The organism is Deltaproteobacteria bacterium (assembly GCA_019308995.1).
Taxonomy (GTDB): Bacteria; Desulfobacterota; Desulfarculia; order Adiutricales; family JAFDHD01; genus JAFDHD01.
On record JAFDHD010000001.1, the window covers coordinates 58,028 to 76,712 of the forward strand.

Annotated in this window: 19 protein-coding genes and 1 tRNA gene; 13 read left to right on the forward strand and 7 right to left on the reverse strand. The window is 53.0% G+C overall.

The genetic code is table 11. The features are described from left to right. Positions 1 to 7: 7 nt before the first annotated feature. The 5 genes from JRI95_00290 to JRI95_00310 form a co-directional block, all read right to left on the reverse strand. A complete protein-coding gene (locus JRI95_00290; protein MBW2059980.1) occupies positions 8 to 1,333 on the reverse strand; it encodes a PD40 domain-containing protein in 1,326 nt (441 codons plus the stop codon). Positions 1,334 to 1,361: 28 nt separating this feature from the next. Further along, positions 1,362 to 2,216: a TonB C-terminal domain-containing protein gene (locus JRI95_00295; GenBank protein ID MBW2059981.1), complete on the reverse strand. Its 855-nt coding sequence runs from the start codon at positions 2,214 to 2,216 to the stop codon at positions 1,362 to 1,364. Positions 2,217 to 2,337: 121 nt separating this feature from the next. After that, positions 2,338 to 2,769, reverse strand: coding sequence for a protein TolR (gene tolR, locus JRI95_00300; GenBank protein MBW2059982.1), 432 nt, complete (start codon positions 2,767 to 2,769; stop codon positions 2,338 to 2,340). A gap of 9 nt (positions 2,770 to 2,778) precedes the next feature. After that, entirely contained in the window at positions 2,779 to 3,546 is a 768-nt protein-coding gene (gene tolQ, locus JRI95_00305) for a protein TolQ (protein ID MBW2059983.1), read from the reverse strand. A gap of 310 nt (positions 3,547 to 3,856) precedes the next feature. Then, on the reverse strand, positions 3,857 to 4,282 hold the full coding sequence (locus JRI95_00310) for a hypothetical protein (GenBank protein MBW2059984.1): 426 nt from the start codon (positions 4,280 to 4,282) through the stop codon (positions 3,857 to 3,859). A gap of 330 nt (positions 4,283 to 4,612) precedes the next feature. Between JRI95_00310 and JRI95_00315 the strand changes: the two genes are divergently transcribed. Beyond that, positions 4,613 to 5,470 (forward strand): GGDEF domain-containing protein, encoded by an 858-nt coding sequence (locus JRI95_00315; GenBank protein MBW2059985.1) that lies wholly within the window; start codon positions 4,613 to 4,615, stop codon positions 5,468 to 5,470. Positions 5,471 to 5,473: 3 nt separating this feature from the next. Then, positions 5,474 to 6,283 (forward strand): MinD/ParA family protein, encoded by an 810-nt coding sequence (locus tag JRI95_00320; protein MBW2059986.1) that lies wholly within the window; start codon positions 5,474 to 5,476, stop codon positions 6,281 to 6,283. A gap of 182 nt (positions 6,284 to 6,465) precedes the next feature. Here JRI95_00320 and JRI95_00325 read toward each other — a convergent pair. Then, positions 6,466 to 6,542: transfer RNA gene (locus tag JRI95_00325), tRNA-Pro, on the reverse strand. Between the two features lie 219 nt (positions 6,543 to 6,761). Between JRI95_00325 and JRI95_00330 the strand changes: the two genes are divergently transcribed. Both JRI95_00330 and fusA read left to right on the forward strand, forming a co-directional pair. Further along, positions 6,762 to 7,298: a GerMN domain-containing protein gene (locus JRI95_00330; protein MBW2059987.1), complete on the forward strand. Its 537-nt coding sequence runs from the start codon at positions 6,762 to 6,764 to the stop codon at positions 7,296 to 7,298. After that, on the forward strand, positions 7,285 to 9,333 hold the full coding sequence (fusA, locus tag JRI95_00335; protein ID MBW2059988.1) for an elongation factor G: 2,049 nt from the start codon (positions 7,285 to 7,287) through the stop codon (positions 9,331 to 9,333). Before JRI95_00330 ends, fusA begins: the two co-directional genes overlap by 14 nt. Before the next feature lie 84 nt (positions 9,334 to 9,417). Here the strand turns inward: fusA and JRI95_00340 are convergent, their stop codons facing one another. Beyond that, positions 9,418 to 11,310 (reverse strand): SurA N-terminal domain-containing protein, encoded by a 1,893-nt coding sequence (locus JRI95_00340; protein ID MBW2059989.1) that lies wholly within the window; start codon positions 11,308 to 11,310, stop codon positions 9,418 to 9,420. 476 nt (positions 11,311 to 11,786) lie between these two features. Here JRI95_00340 and ndhC point away from each other — a divergent pair, with 476 nt between their 5' ends. The 9 genes from ndhC to JRI95_00385 all read left to right on the forward strand — a co-directional run bounded on the left by ndhC (position 11,787) and on the right by JRI95_00385 (position 18,684). Further along, on the forward strand, positions 11,787 to 12,158 hold the full coding sequence (gene ndhC, locus JRI95_00345) for an NADH-quinone oxidoreductase subunit A (GenBank protein MBW2059990.1): 372 nt from the start codon (positions 11,787 to 11,789) through the stop codon (positions 12,156 to 12,158). 64 nt (positions 12,159 to 12,222) lie between these two features. Continuing rightward, positions 12,223 to 12,789: an NADH-quinone oxidoreductase subunit B gene (locus JRI95_00350; GenBank protein MBW2059991.1), complete on the forward strand. Its 567-nt coding sequence runs from the start codon at positions 12,223 to 12,225 to the stop codon at positions 12,787 to 12,789. After that, positions 12,770 to 13,234 (forward strand): NADH-quinone oxidoreductase subunit C, encoded by a 465-nt coding sequence (locus JRI95_00355; GenBank protein MBW2059992.1) that lies wholly within the window; start codon positions 12,770 to 12,772, stop codon positions 13,232 to 13,234. The genes JRI95_00350 and JRI95_00355 overlap by 20 nt, the downstream gene beginning before the upstream one ends. Next, positions 13,227 to 14,378, forward strand: coding sequence for an NADH-quinone oxidoreductase subunit D (locus tag JRI95_00360; GenBank protein MBW2059993.1), 1,152 nt, complete (start codon positions 13,227 to 13,229; stop codon positions 14,376 to 14,378). Before JRI95_00355 ends, JRI95_00360 begins: the two co-directional genes overlap by 8 nt. After that, on the forward strand, positions 14,375 to 15,424 hold the full coding sequence (nuoH, locus tag JRI95_00365) for an NADH-quinone oxidoreductase subunit NuoH (GenBank protein ID MBW2059994.1): 1,050 nt from the start codon (positions 14,375 to 14,377) through the stop codon (positions 15,422 to 15,424). The genes JRI95_00360 and nuoH overlap by 4 nt, the downstream gene beginning before the upstream one ends. Before the next feature lie 24 nt (positions 15,425 to 15,448). After that, entirely contained in the window at positions 15,449 to 15,901 is a 453-nt protein-coding gene (locus JRI95_00370; GenBank protein ID MBW2059995.1) for an NADH-quinone oxidoreductase subunit I, read from the forward strand. A gap of 3 nt (positions 15,902 to 15,904) precedes the next feature. Then, positions 15,905 to 16,468, forward strand: a complete 564-nt coding sequence (locus tag JRI95_00375) for an NADH-quinone oxidoreductase subunit J (GenBank protein ID MBW2059996.1) — start codon at positions 15,905 to 15,907, stop codon at positions 16,466 to 16,468. Further along, complete coding sequence (gene nuoK / locus JRI95_00380) at positions 16,465 to 16,773, forward strand: NADH-quinone oxidoreductase subunit NuoK (GenBank protein ID MBW2059997.1); 309 nt, start codon at positions 16,465 to 16,467, stop codon at positions 16,771 to 16,773. The genes JRI95_00375 and nuoK overlap by 4 nt, the downstream gene beginning before the upstream one ends. 3 nt (positions 16,774 to 16,776) lie before the next feature. After that, entirely contained in the window at positions 16,777 to 18,684 is a 1,908-nt protein-coding gene (locus JRI95_00385; GenBank protein ID MBW2059998.1) for an NADH-quinone oxidoreductase subunit L, read from the forward strand. The last annotated feature ends 1 nt before the right edge of the window (position 18,685 follow it).

The window sequence follows — 18,685 nt, forward strand, 5'->3', positions numbered from 1 at the left end:
GCTTTAATTAATCTACTGCAGCCGGGGACCAGGTTGGCGCGGTCTGCTCCCCGGGGAAATCCAAAACCAGGGGGCGCTGTCTTTCTCCATTGGCGGTCATGGTGAATATCACAAAGCGGCCCAGGCGGTTCGAGGCGAAGACGATCATACGGCCGTTCGGGGACCAGCAGGGCTTGGTGTCATCCGCCTCATTGGATGTCAATTGCTGGCGATCAGTACCGTCGGGTTTGATGGTGTAAATATTGAACCGCTTTTCGTGCGAGCCGACATAGATCAAGCGGTCTCCTCGCGGTGACCATTGAGGATCGGTATTATATTTGCCTTCAAAAGTGACCCGGCGAATCTCGCCGCCCGTTATGGAGGAGATATAAATCTGGGGGGTGCCCGCCCGGTCGGAAACAAAGGCAAACTGCTTCCCATCCGGGGAGATGGTCGGCGAGATGTTGATCCCCCACAGTCGGGTAAGCTGGCGTTTAATGTGGCCGAGTCTGTCCACTAGATAAATATTTGAGTGGTTCGCCCGGCTGATTGCGACTAAAATATCTCCAAGAGGTGTAAAGTTCGGCGATATATAGAGTCCCTTTACAACCGAGATCTTCCTTTCTCGGCCGTCAGACAGGCGACGAACATACAGCTCGGGCTTCCTTGACCTGTATGAGATATAGGCAAGTTCGTCCCCCTTGCGCGAAAAAGCCGGGCTCAGGTTGAGGGAACGGTTGTTCGTAACCTTAACGAGGTCTTTTTCGCCAAATCTCGTGATGAATATCTCTTTATTTAAACCCTCCTTGCCAACAAAGGCGATCACGGACCCGAAAACGCCCCGCTCTCCGGTCAAGATCAGCATGACCTCGTTGCTGAAGCGGCTGATCATGGCCTGGCTGTCTTTCATGACGCTCTTGTAGCGTTTGCCTAGAAGCATTCGGTTCTCGAATACATCGAAGAGCTTAAGTTCAAGGGTCAGTTCTTCTCCATGGACCTTGAAAGCGCCCTTGATTAGAAGCTCGCTTCCGATCATGAGCCAATCTTTGAAATTGATATCCTTCTCGGCTAGGCCCGCCCTTTTATCGGCTTCAAAGAAGGTTCGCTTATCCAGGACGATAAAAAGACCGGTTAGGTCCAGGTTCTGGCTGAGCAACCGCGGCAAACTTTGACTGATCTCCACCGGCGCGGACGCGGCTAAATCAAGAGGCACGAAGTCAGGCACGGCCAGCGGAATCTTTCGGGCAAACGGCTGATTAATGTCAATGTAAACCCGTCCCATGGCCGGACAGCTCACGAGAATCAGTCCGACCAGCAGGCAGACCAAAAGGCCGACTTTTCGTGAAAATTTCATGGACGTTCCTTCTTGATCCCCGGTCAATCTATTCTCTTCCCAGCCCTGTAGGAGTGAAGCGGAGCCCGACCTCAAAATAACTGCCTTTGAAGGCATCGGGTAGAGGCGGCAAAGGGCTCGAGCGAACGACAGCCTTTTCTGCTGACTGGTCAAAATATTTGTCCCCGGACTTCCTCTCAAACCAGCCCCTGGTAATAGCGCCCGAGGGGGCGATCTGGATGATATAAACCGCCTCCAGAGGCCCTTTTTTGCGGATAAGCCCGGCAGGCGGCATGTTCCAGTTGGCATTGATGACGTTATGAATGACAACCAGATACTCCCCTATCTTGGTATTGAGCTCACTTCTGGACTCGGTTCCTGGCAGACCAAAGGCGCTGGCAGCATCACCAGGCCCCGTCTTCCTTGTCAGCCTGGTGATGGCCGAATCAATCCGATTATCGGCCTGCTGCTTTTGTTGGACTTTGGTCTTTACACGGGCCAGGGCTTTATCAAGGTCCGGGCTGGTGTCCACCCGGCGCGCTGGCCTGGACGGCGGCGGGGCTTTTTTTATCTTTTTAATCTCCGGTTTTTTCTCAAGCTTCTCTTCCACCGGCCCCAGGGGGATCAATTTGGCTTTCTCCTTTGGCGGCACAAAGGCGGGGGCCGGGGCTGGCTTGCTCACGACCTTTTTGGAGGCTGCGAGCGCGGCGGCCTGCGGCGGCAAGGTCACCAGATTAACCGTGTATATCAGCGGCAAAGCACCCCGTCTGGAGGTCATTCCTGGCAAGACGATCAAACCAAAAATAAGCACTGCGAAATGCAAAGCAATCGAAATGAGGATCGTCCATTTAAATTGCGGACTAAGGCCTTCATCAAGAACGGTGTCGGCATAGGCAACACTCATGTTCATGCCTCATCGGTCGGGCCGCCAGACAGATTACACTGCCTCGACAGTTAAACAATCTCTAACCCTCCCAAGTATATCATATTAATTCGCGCCGGGGTTGATTTTGAATATAAATAATTTACTGCTTTTTCGGCGGCTTGATCCGCTCCGATTCGGTGACCAGTCCCAGATTGGTCACGCCGGCCTCGCGAATCTCCGCCATGATCCGAGCCACCTTTCCGTAAGGAATGGCCCTGTCCGCCCGGAGGAAAACCTCCCTGGTCCCCCGAACTTCCATGATCCGCTGGACCTTTATGCCAAGGTCCTGGAGAGTGACTTTATACTCGTCAAGATAGATGTCACCTTCTGCGGTAAGCGAGATAGTAACCCGCTCGCTTTCAGTGCGAATGGCGGTCGTGTCCACCTGAGGCAGGTTGATGTCAATGCCTTGCATCATCATCGGAACCGTAACCATGAAAATAATCAGCAGCACCAGCATCACGTCCACCATGGGCGTGACGTTGATGTCGGACATCAATCTTCGGCTGCCGCCGTTTATATCAAAAGCCATATCCTGTGCTTAACGCTGCGCGCCTGCCTTTTTCAAGGTATCGCGTTCGAGAATATTCAGGAAATCAGAGGAGAAGTTGGTCATCTCCGTTTCAAGGACTCCGACCTGGCTGTTAAAGTGATTAAATGCCACCACGGCCGGGATGGCGGCGGCCAGGCCCGCGGCTGTGGCCACCAGGGCCTCTGAGATTCCCGGCGCCACCACGGCCAGATTGGCCGCACCCACCATGCCGATCTCATGAAAGGAGCCCATGATTCCCCAGACTGTCCCGAACAGGCCGATGAAAGGTGTTGTATTGCCTGTTGTGGCCAGAAAGGAAAGGCTCCGGGTCAGCCGAGTTGATTCAACGCTCATGGCCCGGCGCAACGCTCGCTGGATGTTATCCAGGCCCTGAAACTGTATCGTGACGGTCTCGCCGCCCTCGTCCTCAGGCGTCCCCTCGCGGGCGCTCTTTCGCAGTCGTGTCAGTTCCTGGTATCCCACCCGGAAGATCTCGGCCACAGGACTGGCCTCAAACCTCCGTGATTCATTATAGATAGAGACCAGACTGCGGCTCTTCCAGAACAGTTCCAGAAAATAATAGGATTCCCGGCGCGCTTTGCGAATCTGGTATGCTTTGTAAAGGATAATCGTCCAGGAAATCACAGAAAAGGCCAGCAGAAGGAGCAAGACAAATTTGACCATGAGACCGGCATGGGTAATCATGGCCCAGATATTACTGGTATAAGAAATTGGCCCCGCTCCGGTTAATATTGAAATGAACAGCTCTGAAGTCATAATCTACCTTAGTCTGAAGATACAGCACCTTCCGCAGGGCTTCGCCCTCGGTTATGTCTTGCTGTTTTCACCGATCCATACGCCGGGTTAACATTATAAAAAAAATCCCGCCATGTTCTATTCGTGAGACAATGTCTTAGGTTACCTGTAGTACAATAGTAAGAGCGGTCAAGCAAGTCAAGACCCTTCCTTGAAGAATTTATGGCCTGGCTTTTTCTTGCACCCATAAAATCAAGGGCCATCCTTTTGTTTGCAAGTTGTAAAAAAGAAGAAGTAGTCCAGACCTGCCATGCGGTTAAAGGCAAGGTTGTCAGGCCGGTGTGGGAGCGGTGCGGCTGTAGGAGATGGTCAGGTTATGGCCTCGCGCCAGGGTTATGTCGGTCTGGCCCCTGATCCAGGCGTAGCGCCAGGCGCCGGTAGCCTTTGGCTCCCCGTACTTATCCATAAGCCACCTTTGCAGCTTGATAAAGTCTTCATCCGAAGGCACGCCGTGAAAGGCCAGGGTGACGCTTTTCAGACGCCGATCGGTGTCGAAGGCAAAATTAATGTCATAGTTGGCCGACAGGTCGGTGCCCAGAATCTTGAGAGAACCAAATCGGGCCGGCTGCGCTTCCGGGTAGATAGTCTGGACGCGTGATCTGGTCATGCCCCAGCTCACTCGTCCCCAGCCCTGAAAGGCAAAATCCTGAGGCTGTGAAACAAAGGAAGCATACCCGAAAATCGGGCTGAAACTCATTTTTTAACCCCCCCTGATTTGAGCCGGCGTACTTAGAACCCACCGTCTCGATTACTTTATCGGTTAATAAAAAAAATACTTTAATACTTTTTTGAAGCTCCCGGCTGCAAGCAGCAGGGAATCTTCCAAATGTAAGGTAAGTTGGGCTATTTTACTTTCGCTCGCTAACTCCGCAGCAAGCCGCGAGGAATGCGCTCGCAGGCATTTTCAAGTTCAGGTTTCGGCTTGACAGCACTTTTTGAAAAGCTTATCTAGACATGAGAAAATCTTTAAGGTCAGTTTAGCTTGCATCGCGATTAAGCTAATAGAAGGGAGTCTTGCTTATCCTTGATGGAAAAACGCAAGACAGCTAACGCGAATCTTCCTCTGACTTCTCTGGAACCGGACCTTGAGTCTTTGAGGAAGTTGAGTCATGATCTCGTTGACGCCGGGGCCTTAAGCGGTATTATCAAGACTATGGATGGCCAGAAAACTCCTGGTCTGGCCTTTGTCTTGAAAAACCTGTCCGCAGCAAGCCTCAAAAAGATCCTCAGTCAGGTTGATCTGGTCCTGCCTTTACCTACCGACAGCCTAAAAACCCTCAAGGACCTCGAGGACCTGGTGACGCAGAGTCGGACCATGGCCGAACTCAGCGTCAAGGACCCCCTGACCGCGTTGTTTAATGTGCGGCATTTCATGGGGCAGCTAAGGGTTGAAATAGAACGGGTCAAGCGCACCGAACGGCCCTGCTGTTTGATGATGGTTGACCTGGACAATTTTAAACCGGTCAACGACAAGTATGGGCACCAGACGGGCAGCCAGGTTTTGAAAGACGTGGCCGAGATCATTTTAAAAGAGGTGCGCACGGTGGACCTCGTGGCGCGTTACGGCGGGGATGAATTCGCGATCATCCTGCCTGATACAACGGCCATCAGCGCCTCTAAGATTGCGGAGCGCATCCGTCAGGCCTTTCTGGACGACCGGCGGACCAATCAATACAACATCACCGGTTCGTTCGGCCTGGCGGCGTGTCATTATTTAGACGAGATGAATTTCGAGACTTTTATCGAGCATGCTGACCAGTCCATGTACCAGGCCAAGCGCGAGGGCGGGAATCGTGTCTGCATCTGGGAATCGGACAGGCTCAAGGAAGAATCCACCGAGGTGACTACGGCAGAGAAACAAGCCCTGTTCAGGAATGGAACTTAAACGGTGAAAAGAAAGAGAGCAAGCAGCGGATGGCCCTTGCTATCTTCGTTTTCAAGCGGTAAAGGGGGCGTGGGCAAGACGATCGTGGTGATCAACCTGGCCGCCCTGCTGGCCGGAAAAGGCAGGCAGGTCCTGGTGGTGGACTGCGACCTCGGATTGGCCAACGTGGACATCCTTTTAGGCCTGAGACCCAGGCAAAACCTCTACCATGTCCTCAAGGACGAAGCGGACATCCGTGAGGTGGTCATTGACTCCGGGGCTGGATTCGATCTGATGCCCGCCAGTTCCGGAGTCTCGGACATGGTTGATATCTCCCCGGAAGACCAGGGCCGTTTGATTTCCCAGCTTGGGACCCTGTTCCACCAGTATGACCTGGTGCTCCTGGATACCGGGGCCGGTATTTCTTCACCCATTATACGGTTCAATCATGTGGCTCATGAAAACATCATTCTCCTGACCCCTGAACCCACCTCCATTACCGACGCTTACGCCTTGATCAAGGTCCTCAAGACCCGCCTGGGCCGGGACGGCTTCCATCTGGTGACCAACGTCGTCAAGGACAAGAACGAAGGCCTTGGGGTTGGAAAAAATCTAGCCAGGGTAGCGCAGCGCTTCCTCAAGGCCAACACCTTTTATTTAGGTCATATCGTTGAGGATGAATCAGTCGTTCAGTCTGTGAGGAAGCAAAAGGTTTTGGTGCAGGCCTTCCCCAAGGCGGCCGCCACAGCCTGTTTCAAGGACCTGGCCGGGAAAATCATGACCTGGACTCCCAGAGATGAACGGGATTATTCCCGCCTGTTTGCCAAGGCCTAGCGCCTGCTAAGACCAATCTCCCCGCCTTTCTAAATGTCATCAGTTACCATGTAGGTCAGGGTGCGAAGCTCCCTGACAGAGCTAGCTCAATATTTTATAAAATAAGGGATAAGCTTCGCCTTGAATTGATGTGTATTTACATCATAGAGAAATCTAGTCATATTCCTTTCTAAACTAAAATATGGTCGGGACGACTGGATTTGAACCAGCGACCCCTGCGTCCCGAACGCAGTGCTCTACCAGACTGAGCCACGTCCCGACCAGGAGACAACTATAGCGAACCCGGTAAATGATGGCAAGGGTAATATGGATGAACGATTATTCTGACTTAAGTCAGCTTAAAGTGAAAAAAACGGGCTTAGTCATTTCGCCATAACTGTTAACATTCTAATTTTACGTGTAAATTAATTGACTTGACAGGAACGGTCAAATAGCCTACAGTCCCTTTTCATGTTATTTAAGCATGTCAGGTTAACGGGTGGGCAAGCTAAGTGGCGAAAAAGACAGCGAAAAACCGATAGGCCCATGGCCTATCTGGCTGGCCCTCCTTTTCACCCTTTTGTTCGCTTCCCCTGCTTACTCACTGCAAATAACTTTATACTTCCCTCACAAGAATGAGCCTTCCTTAGGTGTTGAGAAACGGGAGATCAACTTTGGCTCATCCCTGACCGAGCAAGCCCGGAACGTGGTCCTAGCCCTCATGGCCGGCCCGCAAACCAACCTCACGCCGGTCTTTAATCCCGGTGAGCATCTGAGGCAGGTCTTTGTGGACCAGGCCGGGATCGCCTACGTGGATCTCATGGCGACTGCCATTCGAGGGCTGCACGCCGGCGTGCTGCGGGAACGTTTGTGCCTGTGGTCTCTGATCAACTCCCTCTGCCTGAACCTGGAAGGCGTCAAGGCGGTCGAGGTCCTGATCGAGGGCCAGAAGGTCCGGACCCTTTTCGGGCATGTGGATTTATCCCATGCCCTTTACCCTGACTTGAGCTTGATAAAAAAACATGGCCGAAAGTAACCGACTGCGCAGAACCCGGAACATCGGGATCATCGCTCACATTGACGCGGGTAAGACCACTCTGACCGAGCGAATTTTATACTATACCGGCCGGACGCACAAGATGGGCGAGGTCCACAACGGCGAGGCCACCATGGACTGGATGCCCGAGGAGCAGGAACGAGGCATCACCATCACTTCGGCCGTGACGACCTGCCAGTGGCGGGAGGCGGTCATTAACATCATTGACACTCCCGGTCACGTGGACTTCACCATCGAGGTCGAACGAAGCCTTCGCATTTTAGATGGCGCCATCGGGGTCTTCTGCGCCGTGGGCGGGGTGGAGCCTCAATCCGAAACCGTGTGGCGTCAGGCCGATCATTACCACGTGCCCAAGATTGCGTTTATCAATAAGATGGACCGAATCGGGGCGGATTTTAATAACGTCGTTTCCATGCTCAGAGAGCGGTTGGAGGCGAATGTTCTTGAGCTTCAGCTTCCCTGGGGCAAGGAGGAAAACTTTCAGGGGGTCATTGACCTGCTCCGCATGAAGTGTCTGACCTGGGATGCGGAAACCCTGGGGGAGGTGATGGAGGAGACGGAGATACCGCCGGAGATGATCCCAGAGGCTGAAAAGGCCAGGCTGAGGCTCCTGGAGACGGTGGCTGAGACCGACGACCAGATCATGGAAAAGTACCTGAGCGACGAGGAGATTACTACGGCCGAGCTCCTGTCCGCTATTGGGCGGGCGACCGTCAATCTTGAACTGGTGCCTGTTTTTTGCGGCGCGGCCTTGAGAAATCAGGGCGTGCAGCCGCTCCTGGATGGCATCGTGAATTTCCTGCCTTCCCCGCTGGACATCGAGGTTGTCAGGGGTATGGTCCCAGAGAGCAATAAACTGGAAACGCGGCCGGCTGCGGCAAATGTCCCGCTGGCCGCTCTGGTTTTTAAGGTTATGATGGATCAGGGCCGAAAGCTATCCTACCTCAGGGTTTACTCTGGAAGGATGAAGAGAGGGGGCGAGGTCCTGAATGTTCGGCCGAATCAGCGCGAGCGGCTGGCGCGTATCCTGAGGATGCACTCGAACAAGCGGGAGCGGATTGATGAGGCCTCTGCCGGGGACATCGTCGCCGTAATGGGGCTCAAGTCCGCCATCACCGGTGACACCATCTCCGACCCGGACCATCCTATTCAGCTTGAATCCATCGAGGTTTATGAGCCGGTCATCAATGTGGCCGTGGAACCGAAGACCTCTTCGGATCAGGAGAAGGTCACGACCGTCCTGGCCAAGCTGGCTGAGGAGGACCCGACCTTTCGTTTCTGGATGGACGAGGACACCGGCCAGACCATCATCTCTGGCATGGGGGAACTGCATCTTGACGTGCTGGTCCATCGGCTCGAACGGGAGTTTTCCGTGGACCTGAACGTGGGCCGGCCTCAGGTGGTCTTTCGGGAGACGGTGAGCCAAGAGGTCGAAGTCAAAGGCTGTTTTGACCGGGCGTTGGGCGGCACGCCTCATTTCGCCTCAGTCTGGCTGAGGGTATGGCCTTTGAAAAGAGGGTCCGGCTTTCGATATTACAGCGGCCTGGATGCCGGGGTCCTGCCAGAACCCTTCGAGCAGGCCGTGGAAGAGGCGGTGATGAATGCGGCCGGAAGCGGAGTCATCCTGGGCTATCCGGTCATTGACGTCGCAGTGACCTTATTTAAGGCTGAATACAAGGAGGGGGTTTCAACCGAGCCCGACTTTCGTGTGGCGGCCGGTCAGGCTTTTCAGGAGGCCTGCCAGCAGGCCGCGCCGGTCCTTCTGGAACCGATCATGAAGGTCGAGGTCATCGTGCCTGAGGAGTTCGTGGGCGATGTGATTACTGACTTAAACACCCGCCTGGGCAGGATCGAAAACATTGCCTCCCGCAAGACATTCAGAGTCATTACCACGGTGGTGCCGCTTTCTGAATTATTCGGATACGCCACGGCCCTGCGCTCGGCCAGTCAGGGTCGAGGCACCTTTACCATGCAGTTCTTCAGCTTCGACCTGGTGGCGCGAAAGAATCAGTGATACCGGGCACTCCCAGCAAGGCCTGTAATATAGTCTGTATAAGGTGCTGGATAGAAAAGCATCCGCTCCGGGCCTTACTTGGCCTTACATCAACTCTTCATTGATCTTGATTATGGACCGGGCGCGTAAATCCTCAAGCCACTGACGCAGGTAATTCTGGCTCTTTATGATCTGGAGGCGCCGGGTCAGGGCTGTCTGTTCTTTTTCAAATGATTCCTCGGAAGCAGGGATGATCTTTTTAAGGCGAATGATGTAGAAGCCTTTATCATCCTCATAGGGCTCTGGTGCGGTTTGTCCGGGCTGGGTCAGGGCGAAGGCGGCCGCGGTGAGGGTTTCATTGATTCCAATCTTGGGGATGCCGCCAATACGTGTGAAAGGGCCGGTGGATTCAGGACTGAGGTTAAAATCCTGGGTCAGTTGATCCCAGCGGCCATCTTTACCAAGCGCGGCCAGAAAACGAACAGCCTCTTTCCGGGCCAGCTCACCGGCCTTTTCATCCACCAGGTTACTCCTGACCGATTCCTTGATCTTATCCAGGGCCGGGATATATGAGTCTCTTTTTTCCAGCGCCTTGATGAGGTAATGACCATCCGGGAGGTCAACCAGGGGGCCGATCTCTCCTTCTTTAAGCGAGTGGGCCAATTCTGTGAATGTCCTCTGAAGGCCCAGATCATCCACCGGCTCGTTGATGGAGAAAAAATCTGTGAAGACCGGAGTGAGCTTGTATTCCTTGATCACCGCTTTGAAATCCTGGTTCAGACTGGCTTTTTCATAAACCTCAACCGCCAGGTCCGCAGCCAGTTCCCGGGCATTGTCCGAGATGATCTTCTTCTCGATTTCAGCCTTCACTTCTTCCAGGGGGCGTATTCCAGCTTCACGGTGATCTTCGACCTTGATGATATGAAACCCGTATTGAGTCCGGACCAGGTCGCTGACCTCACCCTTTTTAAGCTTAAACGCAGCTTCAGAAAAAGGTTTGACCAACTGGTCCCGGGCCATCCAGCCCAACTCTCCACCTTCCTTGGCGGTGGAGTCCTGGGAATGCTTTCTGGCCAGAGTGGCAAAGTCTTCTCCTGCCTTGGCCTGCTTGAGCACGAGTTCGGCCTGAGTCTTGATCCGGGCGACCTCATCAGGAGAAGCGGCCTCGTCCACCTTGAACAGGATATGCCGGGCCTTGACCTTTTCCGGCTCTCGATATTTATCTAGGTTGAACTCATAGAACTCCTCGACCTCAGACGGTTCAATCGTAATCTGGTCTTCCAGGTCTTTGGGCCGGATAGCCAGGTAGGCGACTTTGACCTTGGCCGGAACCTGGTACCTGAGCTTGTTCTTTTCAAAGTAGTCCTTCAGTTCTTCTGGAGTAGTCTTGACCTTGTTTCTGAAATCCCCGGCTTTAAAGAGAATGAACTCCACGTCAACCCTGTCCCTGGTGAAATGGTAATTTTCACGGACCTCCGCTGGAACGACCTTGACGAAACTTATGATGAGGCGGTTCATTTGCTGGATGGTCAGATCTCTGCGCTTGAGAATTTCGTAACTCTCCGGCGTGAAACCGATCCGGGCCAGAATGCTGCGGTATTTCCCTGCATTGAAGAGGCCGTCAACCTGGAAAGCGGGTGAGTTTAAAATGCCTTCTTGGAGTTCATTCTGGGTGACTTCGAGATTCAAAGAGCGCGCCATCTGCGAAAGCAGCCGCTGGTTGATCAGGGTTTCGAGGGCCTGGTTTTTCAGGTCCAGGGTCTTGACCAGGTCGTCACTCCAGATCTGCCGGTACTGGTTCCGGGCCTGTTCGTACAGGTTGCGGTAAGCTTCCTGATACTCGGTAAACCCAATGGCTTCGTCATTGACTATTGCGACGTACTGGGGACTGCGTTCGCGAAAGCTTCCTGCTCCCCAGAAAACGAAGACCACGACAATGGCTCCAATCATGACATTAATGATCCAACTCTTGGCATGTCTTCGCATTAAATCAAGCATCGGTGTATTCCTCAGAATGAATTTTTATTTATATATCTTGCCAATTGACAAGCTCTTCTTAAAGTCCAGACCGGAGATGTTATTATTTCATAATATAACCGTAGCTGAAAAGCAAGCCAGGGCCGAACCCGGAAGGTTTTTTTTATATTTACTCGCTGATAAATTGGAAAAGGGGAAAAGGCGGTCAAGTAAACCAGGATTAGAACTAAAGACTGAAGGAAAGGCATGAAGAGCGGGCCGTCAGTAGTCTTCATTTCCGTATTTGGTATGGATTGAAGGGATTTTTTGACCGAAAGAGGGAGGCTAGCCTTCCTATTGCGGCGGAGTGAAGACCGGCGATTTTGATAAGTATTTGATATTACAGCGTGAATTGTTTCACTAAAGAAACAAGTTGACAAATCCCTGTCATCTTGGATATACATCACCACGACCTTTGTAATCAACGCGCATCGGGATGCAAAGTGGATAAGGGGACCATGGCTGCTTTCTTGTTGAAAGACTACTTCTTTGTATTGATTTTTTTCCTGGTCGGGATTGCTTTTGCTGCGGTTCCTTTAATTTTAGCCGCTCTGATTACTCCCAAAACCATAGGACAAGACACGCTCAAGACTTATGAAAGCGGGATGCTTCCTTTTGGGAGCGCCTGGGTTCAATTTGGCGTGGCTTACTACCTTTTTGCCTTGATCTTTCTGGCCTTTGACGTAGATGTCCTCTTTCTCTTCCCCGTACTTATGGCTTACGGGGAGCAGTTTGTCATTCGGGACTTCATTGAATTAATTATTTTTATAGGCATTCTTAGTCTGGCCATTATTTACGCCTGGCGTGAGGGTGTTTTTGATTGGAAGTAAATTTTAAGCTATCCTGGCATGGATCTCGCCAGGGGCCGTCTGAACTTTGAAAGGCAGTTTGAGCGTGACTTCTGAAAGTGAGGGAAAACTGATTCGTTCGGCCGAGCCGATCATTCACCTTACTACCCTGGAAAATATTCTCGGCGTACCGCGGGCCAGTTCGCTCATGGTCTTGACCTTCGGGCTTGCCTGCTGCGCCATTGAGATGATGGCTGCCGGCGCGGCAAAGTTTGACTGGGGGCGTTTCGGTGTCATTCCCAGAGGTACGCCCCGGCAGGCGGACTTGATGATCATCGCCGGGACCATCTCGCGTAAGATGGCGCCGACCATTGTAACCTTATGGGAACAGATGGCCGCCCCGAAATGGGTTCTCGCCATGGGCAACTGCGCTATCTCCGGGGGGCCATTCGCTCATGAAACCCAGTATGCCATTGTCAACGGTGCGGATGAGATTGTGCCGGTTGACGTTTATGTTCCTGGCTGCCCTCCCCGGCCGGAGGGATTGATCCAAGGCATTTTAACCCTCCAGGATAAGATCACCGGCGGTCAGAAAAACAACGTCCTTCGGAGATTTGACAGACAGCGAGGCGACAGGCGTGACTTCATCAAACGTGTCAAAAGAATTGATTGAAGAGTTGGCGCCGGTGGAGGTCCACGATGTGGACTACACCAAAGCCGGGTCTCACGTGGACGTGACCGTAGAGCCGGACCAGGTGCACAGGGTTGCCGAATGGCTGAACGGCCGGGGGTACTTCCTGGAGGACCTTACTGCGGTGGACAGAGGAAGCCTTCGGGAGATGGTATACCGCTTTAATCAGCATATCGAGGCTCACCGCATTACTATCAGGGTCAATCTTGGTCCTGAGGACGAGGTGGATACGATCAGCGATATTTACGCTGCCGCGAACTGGCAGGAGCGGGAGTGTCACGAGTTTTTAGGGGTCAAGTTCAAGGGTCATCCAGACCTGAGGCGCCTCCTTTTACCGGAAGACGCCGACTTCTTTCCTTTGCGCAAGGATTTCAAGGTTCCGCCTGAGGCGCTGGCGCCTGAATATTATCAGGAAGAAAATGACTGAAGGCAATATCACATCCCTTGACACGGAAAAAAAAGTCGCCTCCGGCCTGACCGAACAAACGTTCTGGCTGAACATGGGCCCCCAGCATCCGGCCACGCATGGGGTGCTCCGGATTGTACTTCACCTGGACGGCGAAAGGGTGGTTGAGGCTGAGCCGGTCATTGGTTATGTCCATCGCGGTCATGAAAGGATGGGCGAAACCCGCGGCTACGCGCAGTTCTTGCCCAATAACTCCCGCATGGACTACCTCGGCGCCATGACATACAACCACGCCTACTGCGCGGCCGTGGAAAAGCTGGCGGGTATCGAGGTTCCTCCCCGGGCGGAATATATTCGTGTCATCACCTCGGAATTCAACAGACTATCTTCCCACCTCCTGTTTCTCGGCGCCTATCTCATGGACCTGGGCGCCTTCACGCCGTTTCTGTATATCTGGGAGGAACGAGAAGAGATCAATGATATTTTGAATCATGTTACCGGGTCCCGGCTGACTTACTGTTACAATCGGTTTGGCGGTGTGCACAAGGATATTGACGATCAGTTCACGGCCGGGGCCCGGGCCTATATCAAACGCCAGCGCAAGCGGTTTAAGATGTATGATAAGCTGGTCACAGGCAACGTCATTTTTCAGAACCGGACCCAGGGTGTGGGCGCGATCACTCCTGAACAGGCCTTTAATTACGGTGTGACCGGACCATGCCTCAGGGCCTGCGGCGTGGAGTACGACATTCGCAAGAAGGAGCCTTACTCGGTCTACTCCGAGGTTGAGTTTATGATCCCCACGGGCCGTAACGGCGACGCCTTTGATCGTTATGCGGTCAGGCTTGCTGAAATGGAGCAGAGCCTGCGCATCATCGAACAATGTCTCGACCGTCTGCCTCAGGGCGCATACATTAACGATAATGTTCCTCAGTATCTGGCCCCGGACCCTGGCGAGGTGTTCTTCGCCTTTGAGAGTCCGAGGGGAGAGACGAATATTTTCATAGTCAGCGACGGGAGCCGCATCCCCTACCGCATGCACTGGAAAACGCCTTCTTACACTAACCTTTCGATTTTAGCCGAACTGGTCCGCGGTCAGTTCATTGCTGATGTTATCTCAATCATGGGCAGCCTGGATCTGGTCATCCCGGAGATTGACAAATGAGCCCTGTCTCTGATCCTGGTTTCTTATTGTACTTCTTAACGCAGGCGACCGAGCGTGAGCCAGGTTTTTGGAACTGGGCTTTTTACTGGTTCAGTCAGGAGGTGGTCGTGGTGGTGGTGGGGCTGCTTCTAATCATCGGCTTTGTGACCATCAATGCCATAGGCCTGATATACGCAGAACTTAAAATTGCGGGTCATATTCAGCGTCGTCCGGCCATGATGGAGGTGGGGTGGCATGGATTCCTGCAGCCGGTCATGGACGCGGTCAAACTCCTGGTCAAGGAGCTGACCACGCCGACGGCCGTCAACAGACCGCTTTTTGTGGTGGCGCCGGTGATCGTTTTCCTGCCGGTTTTAATCGCCTTTATCGTCATCCCCTTCAGCGAGCGACTCATTGTCCGGGACTTGAATTTGGGGCTGCTTTTAATCTTTGCCTTTTCCGCTCTCAACGTTATCGGAATCCTGATCGGCGGTTGGGCTTCAAACAATAAATACTCCCTCCTGGGCGCCCTGCGGTCGGTGTCTCAGAATGTGGCCTATGAGATCCCCATTCTCCTTTCGGTGATGTCCGTGGTGATCATGACCAACACCTTGAGGATGACGGAACTGGTTGCGGCTCAGGAAAAGGTCTGGTTTGTACTTGTGCAGCCGGTGGCGGCGATACTTTATTTTATTGCCGCTACGGCTGAAACGAACCGGCTGCCTTTTGATATCCCGGAGGCGGAGGGAGAACTCGTGGCTGGATTTCACTCGGAGTATTCTGGCATGCGTTTCGCCCTGTTCTTCCTGGCTGAATACAGCAACATGTTTATCGTGGCCGCAGTCTTTGCCACCCTTTTTCTCGGGGGCTGGCACGGCCCTATCTTACCGGGACCGATCTGGTTCTTGCTAAAGGTTTATGTCCTTGTCTTCCTGGTTATTGTGGCGCGGTGGACTTTTCCCCGGCTGCGTTTCGACCAGCTAATGACACTGGCCTGGAAGGTTTTAATCCCGTTCGCCCTGGCCAATCTGCTGGTCACCGCTCTGGTCATCAAGTTGATCAGGTGAGAAAGACGCTCAATGAATAGTGTCATAAAATATTTTCGTAATATCATCGTAGGCGGATGGTCTCTTGTCCTGGGCTACTCTGTGACCATCCCCGAGATCTTCAAGCCGATAATCACGGTCCAGTATCCGCGCCAGAAGCTCGAAATGGATGTGGGTTACCGGGGTCATATCGAGCTGGTCAGGCTGCCCGGGGAGGATGGTCATTTTTGCTTGGCCTGCGGCACCTGCGAACGGGCCTGTCCTTCAAAAGTGATAAAAATCCAGGGGGTCAAACCAAAAGCCGGCGCAAATAAGGCGGGGGTGATGTATTTGATTGATTTTTCACGGTGCAGTCTGTGCGGTATTTGCGTGGATGTCTGTCCGGTGGACGCTCTTCGTCACTCCATGGCCTATGATCTTGCTTTTTACTCCAGGTGGGACAACGTCATTGATCTAGTGGCTCGTTTTAAGGAACAGCAGGAGCAGGAGAGAAGTTAAGCCATGGAATCTCTACTGGAGCTGATTAAACCCTTACCTGAGATTATAAAACCCGAATGGGTCGCTCAAGCCGCCTTTTATTTCATCGTCGGCGTTACTTTAGCCGGGGCGATCTTCGCTGTATTCCTGAGGCAGATCGTCCACAACATTCTAGGATTGATTGTGGCTCTTTTTGGAGTGGCTGGCCTGTTCGTCTATTTGAATTCAGAATTCCTGGCCTTGATGCAGATTCTTATTTACATTGGAGCGGTTTGTATTGCCATCGTTTTTGCCATCATGCTGTCCGATCCGATGTACAAGAAGCCGCCCCAGCGCCGTCTGCCCCAGGTGCTCTTATCCGTGCTGCTCAGCCTGCTGATCCTGGGGGTTTTTCTATCCGTAATTACCAGGACGCCATTGAAAGCGGCGGCTGAAAGGTCAAACGATTGGTCTGTGAGCACCATTGGCAGTTTGCTTTTGACTCGCTACGCCCTCGTCTTTGAACTGATCTCTCTGGTTCTGGTGGTGGCCATTATAGGGGCGATCGTCATCGCCGGCGAAGGCCGGAAACAGAGGTCGGCCAAGTGAACCAGCTTGAAGTTTACCTTTTTGTGGCACTGGTCATGTTCTGTCTGGGCCTGCTGGGCGTCCTGCAGCACCGCTCTCTGATCGCCATGCTCATCTCCGTGGAGTTGATGCTCAACGCCGCCAGCATTAATTTCATGGCTTTCAACCGGTTTTTGACGCCAGAGCCGGCGGTGGGACAGATCGTGACCCTGTTTATCATCGGCACCGCCGCGGCCGAGGCCGCCGTTGGGCTATCCATCATTCTGGCTGTATTCAGGCGTTACCAGAGCATTGATGTCGAAAAGGCCCGGGAACTCAAGGGATAAATTATGCTGGATGGATTAAGTTTTGAACTCTTCATGGCCATCCTGGTCTCCGTAACGCCGGTGGTATGCTTCGGCCTGATCATGATCTTCACCCTTCGTTCCATTTCTGCTTCGGTCACGATAGGCATTATTGGTTCATTCCTGGTCTGGTTCGCCTCCCTCTATTTATTTATTCATCATTGGCCGGCTACGGAAGTTGTGATTCATCAAGCCAACTGGGTTGTCTCTGAAAGCATAAAAATTCCTTTCGGCTTTTATTTCGATCCCCATTCTCTTCTGATGCTAATGATCGTGGCGACCATCAGCCTGGTTATCCAGATTTATTCCATGGGCTACATGGCTGGTGATCCCGGGAAGTCCCGGTATTACGCTTTTCTCTGTCTTTTCGCCTGGTCCATGATCAACCTCGTCATTGCCCCCGGTCTGCTTCAGCTTTATGTCTTCTGGGAACTTGTGGGCCTGTCTTCCTATCTGCTGATCGGGTTCTACTTTGAAAAATGGTCGGCCTCCGAAGCAGGCAAGAAGGCCTTTGTCATGACCAGGGCCGGTGACATCGGCTTCTTCATCGGTCTGGTGATGCTGATGCTGACCACCGGCCACCTTTCTGTGGCCGTATTCAGCGATGCGGCGGAGTTGAGCAAGGCTGGTCTGAGCCAAACTTTTTTGACCGTCTCGGCCATCCTGATTTTTTGCGGCGCAGTCGGGAAGTCTGCGCAGTTCCCGCTTTTGACCTGGCTTCCCGATGCCATGGAAGGTCCGACTCCGGTTTCAGCCCTGCTCCACTCTGCGACCATGGTTGCCGCCGGTGTCTATCTGACGGCCCGGGTCTTTCCTTTTTACGAGGCCAGCGCCGCCGCCATGCTGGTGGTGCTGGTCATCGGGACCATCACCATGCTCCTCAGCTCGACCATGGCCATGACGGCCAGGGATATAAAACAGGTCTGGGCGTTTTCCACGGTCAGCCAGCTTGGGTTCATGTTCATGGGACTGGGCGCCGGCGCATATTTTGCCGGTGTTTTTCACCTGACGACTCATGCCTTTTTCAAAGCGCTTCTCTTCCTGTGCGCCGGCGTTTTCATTCATCATTTCGATACCAATGACTTCTTTGAGATGTCCAAGCTCGGAGCGCGCAAAATGCTCATCCCCATGATCACCGTGACCATCGGTGTGTGCGCCCTGAGCGGTATCCCGCCCTTTTCCGGCTTTTTCTCCAAGGAGGCCATCATGGGCGCCCTGGCTGACAAGCACAACAAGATCTGGCTCGTGGCCGGACTGTTAGGCGCGGCCATGACCGCTTACTATAGTTTCCGGGTCATCTTTACCATGTGGTTCCCCAAGGGCGAGTCAGTCGAGCATGGCCATGGACACGAAAGCGGCCATGGGGAAGGGCATGATGAAGGTCGCTGGGCCTGGGCCGTGGAATGGTCCATGCTCATCGTTCTACTGATATTAGCCGCCATTACGGTTGTCCTGGGCTTTTTTCATACCAGGATCGAGGTCTTTTTGACCGGACATCACGCAGAGCATGCTGGTAGTTATGTCGTTCTTGCCTTGGCCCTCCTCTGCGCCTTGGCCGGTGTGGTTCTGGCCTGGTTCGAGTTTGGAGCCAAAAAAGCCAAGCAGGTCGGCTTTCTGAGTTACATCAAGCCGGTGGAGGCGCTGTTCTCCAACCGCTGGTACATGGACCATTTCTATCGTTGGCTTTTGGATTATGTCGCCTACGGCGTCTTTACCAATCTGTTTACACGAAATGACCGCGTGGTCATTGACGGCGGGATTGATGGTTTAACCAGATTTACCATTTCCATGGGAAGAGTCATCTCTCGCGTCCAATCCGGACTCTTGCAGTATAACCTTTACCTCACCTTTTTTATTTTAGCCTTGATGGGACTCTACTTCCTCCTGGTTTAAG

Bases quoted from the DNA above. Each gene is read 5' to 3' on its own strand.
- nuoH (MBW2059994.1), top strand. From the start codon at position 14,375: ATGAGCCCTGTCTCTGATCCTGGTTTCTTATTGTACTTCTTAACGCAG.
- tolQ (MBW2059983.1), bottom strand. From the start codon at position 3,546: ATGACTTCAGAGCTGTTCATTTCAATATTAACCGGAGCGGGGCCAATT.
- JRI95_00360 (MBW2059993.1), top strand. From the start codon at position 13,227: ATGACTGAAGGCAATATCACATCCCTTGACACGGAAAAAAAAGTCGCC.
- JRI95_00315 (MBW2059985.1), top strand. From the start codon at position 4,613: ATGGAAAAACGCAAGACAGCTAACGCGAATCTTCCTCTGACTTCTCTG.
- JRI95_00385 (MBW2059998.1), top strand. From the start codon at position 16,777: ATGCTGGATGGATTAAGTTTTGAACTCTTCATGGCCATCCTGGTCTCC.
- ndhC (MBW2059990.1), top strand. From the start codon at position 11,787: ATGGCTGCTTTCTTGTTGAAAGACTACTTCTTTGTATTGATTTTTTTC.
- JRI95_00310 (MBW2059984.1), bottom strand. From the start codon at position 4,282: ATGAGTTTCAGCCCGATTTTCGGGTATGCTTCCTTTGTTTCACAGCCT.
- JRI95_00290 (MBW2059980.1), bottom strand. From the start codon at position 1,333: ATGAAATTTTCACGAAAAGTCGGCCTTTTGGTCTGCCTGCTGGTCGGA.
- fusA (MBW2059988.1), top strand. From the start codon at position 7,285: ATGGCCGAAAGTAACCGACTGCGCAGAACCCGGAACATCGGGATCATC.
- JRI95_00340 (MBW2059989.1), bottom strand. From the start codon at position 11,310: ATGCTTGATTTAATGCGAAGACATGCCAAGAGTTGGATCATTAATGTC.
- JRI95_00375 (MBW2059996.1), top strand. From the start codon at position 15,905: ATGGAATCTCTACTGGAGCTGATTAAACCCTTACCTGAGATTATAAAA.
- tolR (MBW2059982.1), bottom strand. From the start codon at position 2,769: ATGGCTTTTGATATAAACGGCGGCAGCCGAAGATTGATGTCCGACATC.
- JRI95_00295 (MBW2059981.1), bottom strand. From the start codon at position 2,216: ATGAGTGTTGCCTATGCCGACACCGTTCTTGATGAAGGCCTTAGTCCG.